The following is a 17,828-nucleotide window of genomic DNA, read 5'->3' as shown; positions in this document are numbered from 1 at the left end:
ATTTTAATTTTATGTCATAAATTTAATCATTTCAGAGGAAAATTTTGATTTTTTACCCGCGAAAACAGCATTTAAGCATAAAAAATTAAATAAAAATGGCTGCCAAAACAGACAGCCATTATATTTCAAAGATTATTATATTTTAATAAGTGCCATTTTGCATTTTAGTCAAAACTTCTTTTATTTCTTGTGCCGTTGTTTGATCTGTATTTACATCTGAATATTTAACAGCCAAAGTCTGTGTTTCTATTGCTTTTTGTTTTTGTCCGTCTTTATAATACAACTGAGCAAGTGTATCTAAATAATACGGATTATTCTTGGTTACAGCCAAACTATATTCAGACCATTTTATGGCATCTTTCAAATAGTTTGCATTCATCTGATTTTCTACAACTGTCCAAGCCGCAGAATTGGCTGTACTTGAATGATATTCTTTAAACGAATTCCATCCATCATAAGAATAACTTGAACTAGAATCTAAACCAGAAAACATAGCGTCTAATTTCTCAATTGGGCTTCCACCTGAAAGAGCTGAATCGAAATAAGTATTAAATTCTTTTAAATAAGTTGTATTAGAACCGTCATTTTCTTGAAGTTGACTTAAATAATAAAAGTAATTTCTATAAGCATCAAAGTTTCCTTTTCCAGATGCAATGATCTTTTTATAAACAGAATTAATTTTATCCTTATTTACATCTCCCGTTAAACCATCTTGAGAAGCGTAAAGATTTTGCTGTAAAGCATTAGAAACTTCAGAAACTGCATTATTAAGAGCGTGTATTTCTCCCGCTTTAGTATTAAATGCGGCGCGGTTATTTTCTATTTCTTCAGAATGCTTTAACAGATAATCTATAGCCAAGAAATCGGTATCATTTAAAATTCTATCTTCATTAAAAAGCTGTTTAGTAAATCCTAAATTTCTGATTTCTTTAATGATAGTTTCTGCCAAATACATATTTACCTGCTTATCTTTTTGATGCGCTTCGATTAATTTTTTCCAAGCCTGCGCAACTTCTTTTTTGTCTAAAGCAGTTTTAGTAACTACAAATTCTGTTGAAACATTATTATCGACATTATATTCATAATCATAAGAAGATTCTAATGCAGCGGCTTTATTAAAAGCAAGAATTAAATCGGCATCTGAAGCTTTTTTATTCTTTAAAACATCATCTAAAGAAACAAAAGCATCGGCTCTGAGAAGTTTACGATAGAAATCGCCATAGTAATTAAACTGATATTTTTGGGCTTCTAAATCAGATTTTGCGATAGCCAATATATTTCCTTGTCCGTTTAAAACAACAACAGTAGGATCGCTGGTTATTTTATTATTTTTCAGCCATTTTTTATCATCGGCTCCAGCCAAATAATAATTAAAAACATCATAAAGAGCATTGTATCCATCGTACATGCTGTAACCAGTCTGCGTTTCCTGATCTTTTACAAAAAAATCAAAACTTTCTTTTGCTGTTTTTTTACTGTCTACATAAACTCCCAAAAACTTATTATTATTTGAATTTTTAGTTTCGGAAATCGCCTTGTTTAAGCTATTCTCAATTTTTAGTTTAAAATTATATTGGTTGTAAACTGGCGGAGCTACCGTTAAATCTGCGACTGCAACTGCGGTGTCTACAGCTACTCCTGTTCCATAATCGTAACTTGAAACATCTTCTTTTCCTGGATAAGTCCAATTTGAAACAGATGTACTTTCTAACGGAGTTACTTTTGAAGTTTTCTTAACCGGCTGTGGATCTTTTGCATTAGTAAAAACCAAAGGATTAACTCCAGATTTCTCTGAGATTCTTAATTCATTGGTAGTTTTATCAAAAAAGCCGAAAATTTTTAAATCGCCTAAAACTGCCAATTCATAAGTTATGGTAATTTCTGAAACATCTTTTGGAAGTTCATATTTAAAAACATCGCTTTTTCCGTCGTATTCTTCGTAAACTAAATATAGAAAATCTGTTTTTTCAATTTCAAACTCTAAATTATTCTTAGTCCAATTCGGATCTTGTTTAGAACGAATATCAGAAAGTCTTTGATATTTAACTTCTTCTTTTCCTTTTTGAGTTCCTAAATAGAAAGAATAATAGGAAGGATCTATAAAGTTTACTTTTATATTTTTAGCTTTTTTATCTATTTTAAAATCAAGATCGAAGCTATTTCCCGATGGAGTATTTTTGACAAATAATAACGAATCGCCTTTTATTGCATATTCGCCCGAATAAAATACCAACTCATATTTATTATCATCTAATAAGTTCAGTTTAATTTTTTGGCCTTTATTGTTTGATATATAAGTTCCTTTTTCGATCTGTTTTGTTTGAGAAAAAGACGTAAAAACTGCCGAAGTAAATAGCAGTAAACTCCAAATAAAATTGCGCATAATATAAAAATTTGGCTGTTAATATTGATGTAAAGATATTCCATTCCTTTTAAAATTAAATGTCTTGACTTCAAAATTCAGCCAAATTTCTTATAAATTGTATTTCATCGAAAAGATAATGTAGCGTGGCTGAACCGTATATTGCGAAACTCTTGTAGAGAATTGCGTAAAGTTATCATCGTTCAGATATCTTGTATTTAACAAATTGGTTGCCGAGACTTTATATTCCCATTTGCTGTTTTTCTTTTGATAAATTAAACTGGCGCTTAAAAAATCGTATTCATTATCTACCGATTTATCTCCATTATAATAATGATAGAATTCATATTCTGAAACAAAAGAAAAACTGTCTAAGAAATAATAATCTAATTTGGCAAATGGCTTATCAGTATAAAAAGTAGATCCGCTGTATTTATTAATCAAAAGATTGTATCCAAATTCAATATTTGGAAGTTTTTTGTAATTTGTTGAAGCTCTAACTGTGTAACTCTGCACAAAACTTTCTGTTGTTCTTTGTTCGCTATCTTGAATGTTATTGAATTTTGACCAGTTCAAACTTGCGTTTACAGAAGCTTTATAGTTTTTTAAAAATGAACGCCCGTAAGCTCCCATTCCAGAAAAAGTTTCATCTGCTAAATTTGAATTATAAGGAACTGAAGACTGGTTAATTCCATCAAAATCTGCTTTTGTTTTAATTGCATCCACTTTTCTGGTATAAGTTGCATTGGCAAAAATGTTCTCAAAATTGAACATATTATACTTGAAATAACGAAGCGAATGAACCTGAGAAGTTGCATTTTCTAAATAACGATCTCCGCGAAACAAACTACTGTAATTAGACAAAACATAACCTGCTGCCAACTGATTAATATCGGTAAAATCATTTGTTAAAGAGAAATTATAAGTCAAAGTCTCTGATTTTTTGATTTGATACAAAGCGAAGAAATCTGGCAAAACTTTAGTGAAACTTTGAGAATAATCGGTTCCCAATTGTCCGTTTGTCATTTGATAAGTATGCAAGCTTACTCCAGGCGTCAGGGTAAATTTTCCTGTTAGAATTTTATAATGAAAACCGACGAAAGCATCATTAAATCTGTAATCTACGTCATTATTGTTTTGAGGATCATTCAAATCATTTCTATCTCCATTATCTAACATCTGAAAAATATGAGAATTGAAATTCTGATACGAATATGTATTTCCTAATGTAATATTGAAATTACTTTTTGGAGTTACCATATAATAGTAATCCAATTTTGCATCCAACTTATTCGTTTTCACAAAACGATTCTGATTGTAATCATTTCTATTTTGATTTGGAGTAAACCCAGTTAAAACATCCTCATCAAAAGGAGCTGTTTGTAAATTGGCATTATAAAATGGATTTTCGTCCTGATACAAATGCTGCGCTTCAAATGCAAAAATATTTTTAGCGCTTTGCGTATAATACAAACTCAAATTCTGATTAACAGAAGTTGGATCTTGCTTTTTTGTTGTAAAAATATCTTCTGAAGTCGCAACATTCTTCACAATCTGTTCTCTAAACAAATCAGAATATTCTTCTTGTTTGGTCAATTTGGTTAAGATATCATAATCAAACTGAAACTTATCACTTGGTTTATAAGTTGAACTTAATTTAAAAAGTCCCAAATTATTTTTCTGGCTCGTATTTTCGTTACGATTATCCTTATTTCCAGAATCCAAAATCGTAGTCTGCGATTTGGTTTCTAATTCTGTTTTTGATGTTGAAAGAATTCCGAAACCGCTCAAATTCCAAGCTTTATTTACAGAATAAGCAAAGTTTGTTGCGCCAAATTTGGTTTCAATTTCTTTTGCTCTATTATTTCTTAAAAGTGAAATTCCTAAGTCATTAGAAGAAACATTAAAATTGCTTCCACCTTTTTTCATCATGTTTTTAAATCCGCCTGTAAACTTAAAATAATCTTGCGCAGTCAATGGCAATTCTCCAATATTATTAAAATTGGTAATTAAATTAATGCTGTATTTCGGACTGTAATAAAACAGTTTTGGGTTAATGATATATCGGCTGTCTAATTCTGCAACTCCAATTCCTGCAGTAACATCTCCAAACCAAAAGTTCTTTTTGCCTTCTTTCAGTTTAATATTCATTGCCACATTATCCTGATCATTTTCAAGGCCTTTTAATTGGCTTACTTCGTTATAATTTCTTAAAACCTGAACTTTATCAATAGCATCTGCCGGAATATTTTTAACGCCTAGTTTGGTATCTCCATCAAAAAAATCTTTGCCTTCTACCATTAATTTGCTCACTTTTTTTCCTTCAACCTCAATTTCTCCATCAGCATTTACCTCAACACCTGGAAGTTTTTTAAGAACATCTTCTAGCTTTCTTTCTGTTCCAGTTTTAAAAGAATCTGCATTGTAAACTATTGTATCTCCTTTTATAGAAACTGGCATTTCACGAACAATTTCAACGCCTTCTAATTCAATTCCAGCGCCATCCAAAACAATATTTTGAGTCATATTTTCAGATTTTGTCGCAACTGGAATCTCTTTAGATTTCATTCCGAGATAACTTACTTTAATTGTGTAAGCAGTATTTGGTTTTAAAGTAAGCTGAAATTTTCCTTTATCATTGGTAATTCCGTACGAATCCATTGCTTTCGTGCCATTGTTAATTGCCATAATATTGGCCATTTCCAGCGGATTTTTCTTTTCATCTTGAATTAAACCATCAAAACGAACACTTTGCGAAAAGCATACAGAAGTAAAAAATAAGGCAAAAACAAAAAGTATTTTATTCATTATCAAAATATTGTATTTTGGCGTTTATCCCGAAGCTTCGGGATTGGAATTTTATAATTTTATCTTCCCATCGGAGGTGGCGGTCCGCCCGCGCGACCACGATTCATTTCTCTAAATTCCTCCATTTTTTTTACTACCGTTTCATCGTATTCTTTCTGAGAAATTACTTTTCCTTTTTTAGATGGCTTTATTTCTACTTTTTCTTTGGCATTTAGAACAATTTTCGAACATAAAATTGTAGTAGTTCCATCGTTGATTTCTAAAATTAAACCAGGAAGTCCCCAATAATTTTCTGGCCCTTGATTCACCGGAATTTCTGGTGTATACCAAGCAGTTACCACAATTTCTTTTGGAATTTCGAAGTTATCCGTAAAGTTGGTTTTTGTTTCTCCAGAAGTCTTTTTAGTTTCCTCTTTTTTAGAATCGTCGTTGTTTTTAGGTCTGAAGTTTCTAAAATCGGTCTTACTAGCCGGTTTTACAACTGTAGCTTTGAAACAGTTATAACCACCAATTTGTTTTGTTTCTTGTTCTAATTTCCAGTTCAATTTTGGAAGAGAATCTACCACAAGAAATTCCTTGCCCATAAATTCTTTATCAACTGTATACGATTTTGTCTTTACGTCTTTATAGAAAGTTCCGCCACCGCCTGTTAGCGAACCAAACATTACACGAAAACCGCCTTGCTGTCCTGGCGCTTCTAATTTTTCTTCTTCTTTATAGATTGATGCCGATTTATCGAAGTTTAAAATAAAGGTTTTTTCAAGCATCTTTTTCATACGCTCTTCCATGCTTTTTTGCATTTCTGGCGTAATATCTCTGTTTCCGCGCATTCCTTCAAACTTTAGCATTTGCGTTTTTGACTCATAAACAGCCATTCCTTGAAAATCTTTTTGAGCCTGAATTTGTACAGAAACAAGCATCAGTGTCATGTAAAAAAATAATTTCTTCATTTCATTTTCTTTAAAGTTGAGTAAATCCGAGAAAACTTACATTCAAATGTATTACTAATTTTAAAATCCTAAAAATTAAATATATTAATGGCTTTATGATATAGATAGAACCGCTTATTTTTTAGACTATTAGAATAAAAAAAGGTTTAAGCTCTAAAAATGATTTTCTAACAAAGGTTTTTTGTAATTTGGTACTCTTGTAAATCAATTTTCTCATGTCTAAAAAGGTGCAAAAACTTCTATTTTCTTTTCTTTTTTTCTGCACTGTAAATGCGGTTTCTGCCCAGAATTCGAGCATAAACGCTACTTTAATTTCTCATTTTAAAAATAATTCAGATGAGTTTTTAGGATATGATGCTTTTGGATATTCTTATCAAATTAAAAATAACGTTTTTAGTAAAACAAAAGGAAATGAACTTTTTGAATATAAAAATGTTTCATTGGGAAAAATCACCAAAGTTGATTTACAAAATCCGTTGAAAATAGTATTGTTTTACGAAGATTTTAATAGTGTTGTTTTGTTGGATAATCAGCTAAATAAAATGACTGAAATTAATTTTTCTCAAAATCCCACACCAATTGTTGTTACGGCTATCGGAATGTCTACACAAAATCAGCTTTGGATTTACAATGCATTAAACCAGCAAATTAGTCTTTTTGATTATTTAAAAAATGAATATAAAACAGTTTCCATTCCGTTAACAGAACCAATTAAATATTATCAAACTGATTTTAATACTTTCATTTGGATTGATAAAAAAAACAATTGGTACTCCTGCGATATTTTTGGAAAAATAACTTTATTGGGCAAAATAAAAGATTTTGATAAAATTGCCATAATTAGTTCTTCACAATATCTTTTCACTAAAGATAATTTATTGTTTTTTAGAGGAATTGACAAATCAAATCCTGATGCGGTTTCTGAGATTAAAATTTTAGAAAAAACCTTTGACAATTTTTATTACAAAGAACAAATTTTATCTATTTTTACAGCTACAGATATATCAAATTATAAAATCGTAACACCGTAATGCACATAGCAATAGCAGGAAACATAGGCGCAGGAAAGACCACTCTAACCAAATTATTAGCAAAACATTTCAAATGGGAACCTCATTATGAAGATGTAGTTGATAATCCGTATTTGGATGATTTTTACCATCAAATGGAGCGTTGGTCGTTTAATCTTCAGATTTATTTCCTAAACAGCCGTTTTCGTCAAGTGCAGCAAATTCGCGAAAGCGGAAAAAAAATCATTCAAGACAGAACGATTTATGAAGATGCGCATATTTTCGCTCCCAACTTATATGCAATGGGATTAATGACAAGTCGTGATTTTGAAAATTATACGTCTTTGTTCGAATTAATGGAATCGTTGGTAAAAGCTCCAGATTTATTGATTTATTTAAGAAGTTCTATTCCAAATTTAGTTGGACAGATTCACAAACGCGGACGCGAATATGAAAACTCTATTTCTATCGATTATTTAAGCCGTTTGAATGAAAGATACGAAGCTTGGATTCAGACTTATGCAAAAGGAAAACTCCTAATTATTGATGTGGATAATATTAATTTTGTTGATAATCCTGAAGATTTAGGTGACATTATCAATAGAATTGATGCTGAATTGAATGGGTTGTTTTAAAACACGAATTGCACAGATTTACACGAAATAAAAAATGCCTCTAAAATTATTTAGAGGCATTTCTGTTTCAAGAAGCTTTGTCAAAGTTTTAAACTTTGACAAAGTTATCATGTTATTATTATTTCGCAGCTTCAACTTTCGCTAAAACTTCTTCTTCTGTTCCTTCAAAAACTTCAGTTGTTGTTTTACCATTTTCTGTTTTAGTAACAGTTCCAGTCGTTTTTCCGTTTATATTTTTGACTTCCACTTTCACAGATGATTTTTTCTCATATTTGCTTGTGTCAAAACAATCCGTTTTTTTATAAGGATTTCCATTTTCATCAAAATGAGCTAAACATTTAGCCGTTTCTTCTGGAGAACAACCTTTTTCTTTACACATCTTGATGCATTCTTCTTTCGTCATTTTAGACAAATCACCACATTTAGAAACTCCGCCAGCGTGTAGTTCTGTTTTAGCACAGCAAGAAGCTTTTCCAGCAATATCAGAATGTGCATTTCCTTCACCCAAAATTGGAGCAATTACCAACCCAATTAAACAAGTTAATTTGATTAAAATATTCATTGAAGGTCCAGAAGTATCTTTAAACGGATCCCCAACAGTATCACCAGTTACGGCTGCTTTATGCGCATCTGAACCTTTATAAGTCATTTCGCCGTTGATCATAACTCCAGCTTCGAAAGATTTTTTAGCATTATCCCAAGCACCTCCTGCATTATTTTGAAAAACTGCCCAAAGAACACCAGAAACCGTAACTCCAGCCATATATCCTCCCAACATTTCAGCAATCAACTGATTATTGTCTGAATAAACTAATTTCCCTAAAAGAACAATTAAAATAGGAAAACCGATTGTCAGAATTCCTGGTAGCATCATTTCGCGAAGAGCGGCTTTTGTAGAAATTTCAACGCATTTTCCATATTCAGGTTTTCCTGTTCCTTCCATAATTCCAGCAATTTCTTTGAACTGGCGACGAACTTCGTACACCATATCCATTGCCGCTTTTCCAACAGAATTCATTGCCAAAGCAGAGAAAACTACCGGAATCATTCCGCCGACAAATAACATCGCTAAAACAGGCGCTTTAAAAATATTAATTCCGTCTATTCCTGTAAACGTTACATAAGCTGCAAATAAAGCTAGCGAAGTTAATGCCGCAGAAGCAATTGCAAAACCTTTTCCAGTTGCTGCTGTTGTATTTCCTACTGAATCTAAAATATCGGTTCTTGTACGAACTTCTTTTGGTAATTCGCTCATTTCGGCAATTCCTCCAGCATTATCAGAAATTGGTCCGAAAGCATCGATTGCCAATTGCATTGCTGTCGTTGCCATCATTGCCGAAGCAGCCAGCGCCACTCCATAAAATCCTGCTAAAGCATACGAAATCCAAATTGCTACAGCAAACAAAATTACAGTTGGAAATGTAGAAATCATTCCTGTCGCCAAACCTGCAATTACGTTTGTTCCTGCACCAGTTGATGATTTTTGTACAATTGCCAAAACTGGTTTTGTACCTAATCCTGTATAATATTCTGTTACTGATGAAATTGCTCCACCAACAACTAATCCAACTATAGTTGCATAGAAAACTCTCATTGATGAAATCACTTTAGAACCTTCGCCAAAAAAGCTCATTTGCATCGTTTCAGGCAACATATATTGCACTAAAAAGAAACAGGCAACAGCTGTTAAAACAATAGAAACCCAGTTTCCAACATTTAATGCTTTCTGTACATGAGCTTCTCTTGCGCTATCGTCTGAAATTTTCACTAAAAGTGTTCCTATAATAGAGAATATAATTCCGAAACCAGCAATTGCCATTGGAAGTAAAATTGGGCCAATTCCGCCAAAAGCGTCATTGATACTTCCTCCCATATCTTTTATTACATAATTTCCGAGTACCATTGCTGCTAGAACTGTTGCTACATACGAACCAAATAAATCAGCTCCCATACCCGCAACGTCACCGACATTATCTCCTACGTTATCAGCAATTGTTGCTGGATTACGCGGATCATCTTCTGGAATTCCTGCTTCAACTTTACCAACTAAATCAGCACCAACGTCAGCAGCTTTTGTGTAGATTCCTCCTCCAACTCTGGCAAACAATGCAATAGATTCTGCACCAAGCGAAAAGCCTGCTAAAGTTTCTAAGACAACGGTCATTGTATCGGTATCTTTCCAAACTCCATCAGAAAAAAGATTAAAGAAAATTATAAAAAAAGCTGTCAAACCTAAAACAGCCAAACCTGCAACACCTAAACCCATTACGGTTCCTCCACCAAAAGAAACTTTTAAGGCTTGAGGTAAACTTGTACGTGCCGCTTGAGTTGTTCTTACGTTTGTTTTAGTTGCTATTTTCATTCCAATATTCCCGGCATAAGCAGAAAATAATGCACCAAAAATAAATGCAATTACGATTAATAAATGTGTTTTAACTCCCGGAATAAATGTAATTCCTGCCAAAGCTAAACTGGCAATAATTACGAAAATGGTTAGTAATTTATATTCTGCTTTTAGGAAGGCTAAGGCTCCTTCGTAGATGTAATCTGAAATCTCTTTCATCTTACCGTCTCCAGCGTCTTGTTTTAAAACCCAACTCCTTTTTATTCCCATGAAAAGTAATCCTAAAACTGCCATGACAATAGGCAGGTAAATCATAAATGCATTCATAATATATTAATGGTTTTGGTTAATAGTCAACAATCTAACTAAAACGAATTTAAACAAAAAAGCAATACTCCTGACGGTAGTATTGCTTTTTTTATATATTATGGGTGCTTAAATTATTTAATGCTAAATAATCCTGCTGGTTTATTTTCAATATCATCAAAACGTTTTGTACACTCAGCGATAATGTCGTAAGCTTCTTTTACGTCTCCCCATCCTTCTACATCTACTTTTTTGTTTTCAAGATCTTTGTAAACTTGGAAGAAATGCTCGATTTCTTTTAATAAGTGTCCGTTAATATCTGAAAGATCGTTTAATGAATTCCAGATTGGATCTGAAACTGGTACACAAATAATTTTTTCGTCTGGTCCTTTATCATCTGCCATGTGGAAAACTCCAATTGGCTTTACTTCAATTACACATCCAGGAAAAGTTGGTTCGTTAATTAAAACTAATACATCAAGAGGATCTCCGTCTAAAGCCAAAGTTTCTGGAATAAATCCGTAATCTGCTGGATACATCATTGAAGAGAATAACATTCTATCAAAACGCATTCTTTTAATTTCAAAATCGTACTCGTATTTATTTCTGCTTCCTCTCGGTATTTCGATCAACACATCGAAAGTCGTTAATTTGTCTGCGGTCATTTTCGTTTTTTATTGTTTCTATAATTTCGGTTGCAAAAATAACCAAAGAATCTAGTTTTACAATAAAAAACAAGGTTAAATTATCCGCATTAGAGTTTAAAAAACAAGCATTTAATAAGTAATTGTTCGATTTCTTTTTTTCAGGTAATAATGCCAAAGCAAATAGGTCGCATAAGAACGATAAGGACTCCATTGTTCAGCATGAATTTCCATTTCTTTCTTATCGTGAATATTCAGTAATTCTTTTATAGTGTTAATCACGGCAATATCTCCTAAAGGAATCAAATCGGGTTCTTGAAGACAGAACATTAAATAAATATCGATGGTCCAGTTTCCAATTCCTTTTAGTTTAATTAATTCTTCACGAACTTGCTTTACAGATTTTAAAGCTAAACTTTCAACATCTAATTCTTTGTTTAAAATTGCTTCTGCTAAAATCTTTATGTATTTGGTTTTCTGACGACTTACTCCCAAGTTTCTAAATTCTTCGTCTGGCAAAATCGCCATTGTTTCAGGATTGCAAGTTGTATAGGATTTAATTTTTAAAAATGTGGCTTTCGCCGAATCTATAGAAACCTGTTGCTCCAATATCAGCAATACCAAAGTTTCAAAACCTGGCGGACGCTTAGGAATTTGTGGCAAACCATATTTCTCAATAATTTCTAGAAATATTGCATTTTTGGATGAAAGAAAATCAATAGCTTCTTGCATGGTTTTAGATTTCTAAAGTAAATCAAAAATAAGAAAAATGAAATTAGTTCTCGCAAAGGCGCCAAGTCGCAGAGTTCTTTTTGCATAAAGATTTTAAAATAACAAAGTCGCAAAGATTTTAAACCTTTGCGACTTTGTTATTTTGAGCCTTTGTTTCTTTTTAAAAATAAAACCCGAAAGATCCTTTTATGGCAAATTTATGTGCATCTGGCATATCTAAATAGTTTCCTCTCCAAGAGAAATCAAGACGGAAAACTTTGAAGATATTTCCAATTCCTGCATTATATTCCCAATACACTTTCTCAGGCGCATTATATGGCAATCCAGAAGCATTAATGGCACGATTAGCATCAGAAATAGTTCCGTGTACGGCTCTAACTCCAATAAATTCTCTCCAATTAAGTTTTCTCATGAACGGAATTCTCGCAAACAATCTTCCTCCAAAATCATGATTCCACTGCAAAGTTGTATATTGATCTGTAACGAACTCGTAGAAATTAAGGTTACTAAATGTATTTTCGATTGTAAAATAAGTTTGGTTACCCGGAATTACACTCATTAATCCTAACGGAATTGTTCCGAATGTTTTTCCTGTTTCTAAAATAATATTAGATCTTCCTAACGGACCAATAATAATTGGTTGTTTGTAAAAGATCTGAATTTTTTCGTAGGCAAAATCACTATCCATAACTCCTTTTAGACCGTAACTAAAATTAACAAAGAAATGACTAAAAGGACTATCAACTAAATCTCTTTCAACACCATAACCAATGGTTTTTCTATTTGGCATATATTCGAATTGAATATTCGCTTCAGACTGTTTTACCATGCTCTGAACAACACCCGTAGGATTTGTAGCGCTTGGCAAAGTGGTATAATAATCTAGACTAAAGGTTTTTGACGCAGATTCTAACGTTCGATATGAAAGTCCTGCCGAAACTACAAAGTTCTTTTTAACTTCCATTTCAACAGAAACGTTACTCAAATTAATATTGGTCAGCTTTCCATTACTCCCCGTCGTAAATAAAGCGGAGGATGCAAAACTTCTCCCTAAAACGTCATTTGTTGTAGTTAAACTGGCACCAATTTGTTCGATGTCACGCCTATTTCCTCCAGAAATAATAACTCGATTTTTTTTATCGACCATCCATTTTCCAGAAACTCCGTATTTGAATTTATTATCATCAAATCCGTAAGCTGTGTAGGCTTGTATACGCCATGGATCATTTGGTCCAAAATACGTTCTTCCTCCAACCCTCAATCGTAATCCTTCTACTTCATTATAACCAAAAGTAGAGAAAATTGGCCCATAGTCGAAGTTTTTAAATTCGACGTAACCACTTCCTAAAATGGAGACGAGATTGTATAACTGCTTGAATCGCTTGACGGTTTGCAAAGTATCAAGCATTTTATAAATACCTGCTTCGTCCTTATTTAATTTTTCGAAACGATTTTCTTCCCAGAATTCTGGAGGCCGTTCATAAACTGTGTTATCAATAAAATTGACTTCTTCTTTATAAAACTTCTCTGGTTTCTGAATATTGAATTTATGATTTCTATATAAAGTAGTACGTTTTCCGTAGACCCCTTTTGATTTTTCTTTTTTGTTCAAAGCAAAATCAGACATCATATAATCGCGCGTCAACAAGAAAATAGAATCATTTTCTACTTCGAATTCCTGCTCTATATAAATATCTTTTACCCAGTTAATATTAGCGCTTTTAGTAACGCCCATATTGATTTTTTTAATTGCAAAAGTGGTATCGTTTACCCAGAAATCTCCTTTAAAAGTTAATTCGTTTTTACGTCTCGGATAAAAAACAATATTAAAACACCATTTTTTATCGATATAAGCACTGTCTTTTAATACATAATTATAGACATCAATTCCAGTTTTAGAAAGTGGACTTGTAAAACTTTTATCAAAAAATTTAAGGTGATTATCGTAAATATTATAATCAGAATAAAGATCTTTTACAAAAGATAAAATCTGCTGATTTCCATTAAAACCAGACATTTTATTCCCTGTCAGATTTTCTTTTACTTTCTTTAGTTTGTTATCTCCGTAAACATCGTAAACCGATTCGTTGATAAAAATTGGAAGATATGTTTTTCCCGTAACATCAGAAGTATCAACATGATTGAAAACAAACTCCATTCCTTTAAAAAGTTTATTTTTCATGAATGCACTATCAATCGTATTCATGTCAAACTCTACTTTTTCATACTTCTGCATTTGATATTGATTGAATTGGTAAAGTCCATTTTTACGTTTTCTTTCCCAAATTTTTCTCAAAATATCCAATGCTGGATTATTCTTTTTGGAAGTTTTTCCCGTATAAATTACAACTTCATTTAGTGCTTCGGCTTCGCCTAAAACAATTTTAAAATTATAATTAACGGCTTTTTCTAAAGGAACTTCTTTATCTGAAAATCCTGCCGATGTAACTAATAAAGCTGTATAAGTATTTGGCGATTCTAAATAAAAACGTCCATCTTCGTTAGAAACGATTCCTGTATTTGAACCTTTAAAAACAACATTTGCAAAAGGTATTGGCTGGTTAGACTTGTCCAAAACAATTCCACTCACTTTCGTTTGTGCAGTAGCTATAGCCGCAAATGCGAATACAAAAAATAGGCTGAGTAAAATTATTCTTTTCATTGTCTGGGCAAAAAAAAACTTCATCAATTAACTATGAATGATGAAGTTTTGTGAGTATTTTAAATATGTATTATTTGTATAATACTTTCTTTACTGCTTTTACTACATCACCAGCATTTGGCAACCAGTCTTTTAGCAATACTGGCGAATAAGGCGCTGGAGTATCTGCAGTTGTAATACGTTGAATTGGTGCATCAAGGAAGTCAAAAGCTTGTTCTTGAACAATATATGTAATCTCAGAAGAAACACTTGCAAATGGCCAAGCTTCTTCAAGAATTACTAAACGGTTTGTTTTTTTAACAGAAGTAAGAATTGCATCTTTATCCATAGGACGTACAGTTCTTAAATCGATAATTTCACAAGAGATTCCTTCTTTAGCTAATTCATCAGCAGCGATAAAAGCTTCTTTGATGATTTTTCCGAAAGAAACGATTGTTACATCTGTACCTTCACGTTTAATATCTGCAACTCCTAATGGAATTGTGTATTCTCCGTCTGGCACTTCTCCTTTATCACCATACATTTGCTCAGATTCCATAAAGATTACAGGATCATTATCGCGAATTGCAGATTTTAAAAGTCCTTTTGCATCGTAAGGAGTTGAAGGTACAACAACTTTAAGACCTGGAGTATTTGCAAACCAGTTTTCTAAAGCTTGTGAGTGAGTAGCTCCTAATTGACCTGCAGAAGCAGTTGGTCCGCGGAAAACGATTGGCACATTAAATTGTCCTCCAGTCATTTGACGCATTTTAGCAGCATTATTTATAATTTGATCAATACCAACTAAACAGAAGTTGAAAGTCATATATTCTACAATCGGTCGGTTTCCGTTCATTGCAGAACCTACTGCAATTCCTGTAAAACCAAGCTCAGCAATTGGAGTATCGATTACTCTTTTTTCTCCAAACTCAGCAAGCATTCCTTTTGAAGCTTTGTATGCTCCATTGTATTCTGCAACCTCTTCTCCCATTAAATATATGGATTCATCGTGACGCATTTCTTCGCTCATCGCTTCACAAATGGCCTCTCTAAATTGTATTGTTCTCATATTTTATTTTGTATGTTGAATTTTCTGAAGAGCAAAAATAAATATTTTAAATAACTTAAAAGCAAAAATTGAATTTAAAATCGTACTAACTTCTCCCGATCTTTAGCATTTAACTTTTTTAACTTAATTGTGATATTAACGAAAACGATATAATAACGTATAATTCACACTTATACTGTTAGAATCATTTTTTTTTTACAAACTTTAATTTATTTGTTTAATTCTTGTTTCTTCAAAATTCATTCATTAAAACGGAAAAAACGAAAATTTAGTATTTATCAGACAAAAAATAATTGCGTCGTCTACCTCCAAACATTGCAAAATTCCTAACAATCAGACAAAACAGATGATTTTTTATTTTTAAATATCGATTAATTACACTCAAAACGTCATAATTCACGAAATCGTAATAGTTTTAAAAAATATTATGCACGCATAGTATAATTATTCCAAATAATATTCTAAATTTGTAAAAGCATATTATAAATTCAAAATATATACTTATGAAAATACTAGTTTGCATCAGCCATGTGCCTGATACTACTTCAAAAATCAACTTTACAAACGGTGATTCAGAATTTGATACAGCCGGCGTACAATATGTAATTAATCCTAACGACGAATTCGGTCTTACACGTGCAATTTGGTTTCAAGAACAACAAGGTGCAAATGTAACAGTTGTAAACGTTGGAGGTCCAGATACAGAACCAACATTGCGTAAAGCTTTGGCAATTGGTGCTAACGAAGCAATTCGTGTTAACGCAAATCCAACTGACGGATTTTTTGTTGCAAAACAATTAGCTGAAGTAATTAAAAACGGTGGTTATGACTTAGTAATTGCTGGAAAAGAATCTTTAGATTATAATGGTGGAATGGTTCCTGGAATGATTGCTGGAATTTTAGGTTCTAACTTCTTAAACTCTTGCACATCTTTAACTGTTGATGGAAATAATGTAAAAGCAGTTCGTGAAATCGACGGAGGAAAAGAAACTGTTAGCACTACTCTTCCTTTAATTATTGGAGGTCAAAAAGGTCTTGTTGAAGAAAAAGATTTACGTATTCCGAACATGAGAGGAATTATGACTGCGAGAACTAAAGCCCTTACTATTTTAGAGCCAGTTGATGCAGCCGTAAATACAAAAGCAGTGAAATTTGAAAAACCAGCTCCAAAATCGGCAGTAAAATTAGTTTCTGCAGATAATTTAGATGAGTTAATCAATTTATTACACAACGAAGCGAAAGTAATCTAGTAATCAGTATTCAGTCGCAGTTTTCAGTTTACGAACTTGAAACCTGAAACTTTAAACTTTTAAACAAAAACATCATGTCAATATTAATATATGCAGAATCTGCAGAAGGAAAATTTAAAAAAGTAGCTTTCGAATTAGCTTCTTATGCAAAAAAAGTAGCCGAAAGTTTAGGAACAACAGTTACAGCTTTAACTGTAAACATTAGCGATGTAAGCGAATTGGGCAAATACGGAGTTGATAAAATTCTAAAAGTAAACAACGATAAATTAGCTGGTTTTACTGCTAAGGCTTACGCTGATGTAATTAAACAAGCTGCTGAAAAAGAGGGAACAAAAGTAGTTTTACTTTCTTCTACAACAGACAGTATTTATCTTTCATCTTTAGTTGCCGTTTCTTTAGAAGCTGGTTTTGCTTCAAATGTTGTAGGATTGCCAGTTAGCACTTCACCTTTCCAAGTAAAAAGAAACGCATTCTCAAACAAAGCTTTCAACATTACACAAATCGATACAGATGTAAAAGTTCTTGGACTTGCTAAAAACTCTTACGGAATTTTCGAAAGCGCAGGATCTGCAGCCGAAGAAGATTTTAACCCAACAATCGGAGATAACGATTTTGGTGTAAAAGTAGAATCTGTAGAAAAGGTATCTGGAAAAGTTTCTATCGCTGACGCGGATATCGTAGTTTCTGGCGGACGCGGATTAAAAGGACCAGAAAATTGGGGATTAATTGAAGATCTTGCTGCTGTTTTAGGCGCTGCAACTGCGTGTTCTAAACCAGTTTCAGATTTAGGATGGAGACCTCACAGCGAGCACGTTGGTCAAACAGGAAAACCAGTTGCAACAAACTTATATATTGCAGTTGGGATTTCCGGAGCTATTCAGCACATTGCTGGGATCAACTCTTCTAAAGTAAAAGTAGTTATCAATAATGACCCTGAAGCGCCTTTCTTTAAAGTAGCTGATTATGGCGTTGTTGGAGATGCTTTTGAAATCATTCCTCAATTAACAGAGAAATTAAAAGCTTTTAAAGCTCAGCATTCTTAATTCAAGAATTCTCTTCAAAATATTTGCTGCCTAA

At 32.6% G+C, this 17,828-nt stretch carries 12 protein-coding genes; 4 read left to right on the top strand and 8 right to left on the bottom strand.

The window, feature by feature from the left end; translation table 11 throughout:
- Positions 1-142: 142 nt before the first annotated feature.
- The 3 genes from NYQ10_RS06965 to NYQ10_RS06955 all read right to left on the bottom strand — a co-directional run bounded on the left by NYQ10_RS06965 (position 143) and on the right by NYQ10_RS06955 (position 6,120).
- The gene (locus tag NYQ10_RS06965; RefSeq protein WP_289879482.1) at positions 143-2,383 is read right to left on the bottom strand and encodes a hypothetical protein; all 2,241 of its coding nucleotides are present in this window, start codon (positions 2,381-2,383) and stop codon (positions 143-145) included.
- A gap of 90 nt (positions 2,384-2,473) precedes the next feature.
- Complete coding sequence (locus tag NYQ10_RS06960; RefSeq protein ID WP_289879481.1) at positions 2,474-5,170, bottom strand: carboxypeptidase-like regulatory domain-containing protein; 2,697 nt, start codon at positions 5,168-5,170, stop codon at positions 2,474-2,476.
- A 59-nt stretch (positions 5,171-5,229) separates the two neighbouring features.
- A complete protein-coding gene (locus NYQ10_RS06955; RefSeq protein WP_289879480.1) occupies positions 5,230-6,120 on the bottom strand; it encodes a GLPGLI family protein in 891 nt (296 codons plus the stop codon).
- Between the two features lie 215 nt (positions 6,121-6,335).
- Here NYQ10_RS06955 and NYQ10_RS06950 point away from each other — a divergent pair, with 215 nt between their 5' ends.
- Positions 6,336-7,151: a hypothetical protein gene (locus NYQ10_RS06950; protein WP_289879479.1), complete on the top strand. Its 816-nt coding sequence runs from the start codon at positions 6,336-6,338 to the stop codon at positions 7,149-7,151.
- Complete coding sequence (locus tag NYQ10_RS06945; protein ID WP_229354545.1) at positions 7,151-7,765, top strand: deoxynucleoside kinase; 615 nt, start codon at positions 7,151-7,153, stop codon at positions 7,763-7,765. Before NYQ10_RS06950 ends, NYQ10_RS06945 begins: the two co-directional genes overlap by 1 nt.
- A gap of 118 nt (positions 7,766-7,883) precedes the next feature.
- On the opposite strand, the gene NYQ10_RS06940 is transcribed toward NYQ10_RS06945, so the two are convergent.
- The 5 genes from NYQ10_RS06940 to NYQ10_RS06920 all read right to left on the bottom strand — a co-directional run bounded on the left by NYQ10_RS06940 (position 7,884) and on the right by NYQ10_RS06920 (position 15,501).
- Positions 7,884-10,436 carry a sodium-translocating pyrophosphatase gene (locus tag NYQ10_RS06940; RefSeq protein WP_289879478.1) on the bottom strand — a complete coding sequence of 851 codons (2,553 nt, stop codon included), beginning with the start codon at positions 10,434-10,436 and terminating at the stop codon, positions 7,884-7,886.
- Positions 10,437-10,549: 113 nt separating this feature from the next.
- The gene (locus tag NYQ10_RS06935; protein ID WP_289879477.1) at positions 10,550-11,080 is read right to left on the bottom strand and encodes an inorganic diphosphatase; all 531 of its coding nucleotides are present in this window, start codon (positions 11,078-11,080) and stop codon (positions 10,550-10,552) included.
- A 111-nt stretch (positions 11,081-11,191) separates the two neighbouring features.
- Positions 11,192-11,791 carry a DNA-3-methyladenine glycosylase family protein gene (locus NYQ10_RS06930; RefSeq protein ID WP_289879476.1) on the bottom strand — a complete coding sequence of 200 codons (600 nt, stop codon included), beginning with the start codon at positions 11,789-11,791 and terminating at the stop codon, positions 11,192-11,194.
- 160 nt (positions 11,792-11,951) lie between these two features.
- Complete coding sequence (locus tag NYQ10_RS06925; RefSeq protein WP_289879475.1) at positions 11,952-14,453, bottom strand: DUF5686 family protein; 2,502 nt, start codon at positions 14,451-14,453, stop codon at positions 11,952-11,954.
- Between the two features lie 70 nt (positions 14,454-14,523).
- Positions 14,524-15,501: a pyruvate dehydrogenase complex E1 component subunit beta gene (locus NYQ10_RS06920; RefSeq protein WP_289879474.1), complete on the bottom strand. Its 978-nt coding sequence runs from the start codon at positions 15,499-15,501 to the stop codon at positions 14,524-14,526.
- Positions 15,502-16,004: 503 nt separating this feature from the next.
- Between NYQ10_RS06920 and NYQ10_RS06915 the strand changes: the two genes are divergently transcribed.
- Both NYQ10_RS06915 and NYQ10_RS06910 read left to right on the top strand, forming a co-directional pair.
- The gene (locus NYQ10_RS06915) at positions 16,005-16,751 is read left to right on the top strand and encodes an electron transfer flavoprotein subunit beta/FixA family protein (RefSeq protein ID WP_229354541.1); all 747 of its coding nucleotides are present in this window, start codon (positions 16,005-16,007) and stop codon (positions 16,749-16,751) included.
- A gap of 74 nt (positions 16,752-16,825) precedes the next feature.
- The gene (locus NYQ10_RS06910) at positions 16,826-17,794 is read left to right on the top strand and encodes an electron transfer flavoprotein subunit alpha/FixB family protein (RefSeq protein WP_289879473.1); all 969 of its coding nucleotides are present in this window, start codon (positions 16,826-16,828) and stop codon (positions 17,792-17,794) included.
- The last annotated feature ends 34 nt before the right edge of the window (positions 17,795-17,828 follow it).

This window comes from Flavobacterium johnsoniae (genome assembly GCF_030388325.1).
GTDB classification, from domain to species: domain Bacteria; phylum Bacteroidota; class Bacteroidia; order Flavobacteriales; family Flavobacteriaceae; genus Flavobacterium; species Flavobacterium johnsoniae_C.
This window is presented reverse-complemented; position numbering and strand designations above follow the sequence as displayed.